Origin of the sequence: Pseudomonas sp. K8 (assembly GCF_014889455.1) — a bacterium.
In the GTDB taxonomy this organism is placed as follows: domain Bacteria; phylum Pseudomonadota; class Gammaproteobacteria; order Pseudomonadales; family Pseudomonadaceae; genus Aquipseudomonas; species Aquipseudomonas veronii.
On record NZ_VJWO01000175.1, the window covers coordinates 1 to 672 of the forward strand.

At 68.9% G+C, this 672-nt stretch carries 1 protein-coding gene and 1 pseudogene; one reads left to right on the forward strand and one right to left on the reverse strand.

Annotated elements, in window-relative coordinates; translation table 11 throughout:
• Window positions 1-103: SDR family oxidoreductase (locus tag INT12_RS30815; protein ID WP_193059220.1), on the forward strand; the 103-nt coding region annotated here is incomplete at its 5' end.
• A 108-nt stretch (window positions 104-211) separates the two neighbouring features.
• On the opposite strand, the pseudogene INT12_RS30820 reads toward INT12_RS30815, so the two are convergent.
• A pseudogene (locus INT12_RS30820) lies at window positions 212-672 on the reverse strand (hypothetical protein); the annotation flags it as partial.

Consider the following 672-nt stretch of genomic DNA (forward strand, 5'->3'; position numbering starts at 1 on the left):
TGCCCTGGCCGTGTTCCTGCTCTCGGACCTGTCCGGGTTCATCACCGGGCAGGACCATGTAGTGGATGGCGGAATGACGCGGACGATGATCTACGCCGAATGATCCAGCGCCGTGCCGACCAACGGTCGGCACCTACCGAGGTGTTGCACCCCCGGTCCGTGCCACCGTGATGCCGAACCGGTAGGTACCGACCGTTGGTCGGTACGCCCTTCAACCGTGCAGGCCTTCGATCTCGACCAGCAATTCGGCGCGGCACACCTCGGCATGCAGCACCACGAACGCTGGCGAACCCGGCAGTCCGGCCATCCGCGCGGCAACGGCTGGCATGTCTTCGGCACGGCGCACGTACACCTTCAACAGTGATTCGGCGCCGAGCGTGGCCGGCAATCCCGGCCGCTGCAGGCGCGCGGCATCCACCAGGCTCTGCAGGTTGGTCAGGGTCTCTTCCAGCTGCTCACCCACCGAACCGGTGTGCTGCGAGACATGCCCGACGATGGCCGCCGTGCCCGACTGCAGCAGCGGCAGGCCGGTGGCCAGCGGCGGCAGCAGGGCGCGTGAGAAGCTGGGCGACTGCGGGCCGTACTGGCGCGGGTAGCGGAAGGCGCTGACCTGGCGCGGGTTTTCCAGCGGCAGGCCGGCCTCGCGGGCCGCCAGCCAGTACACCTGCAGCC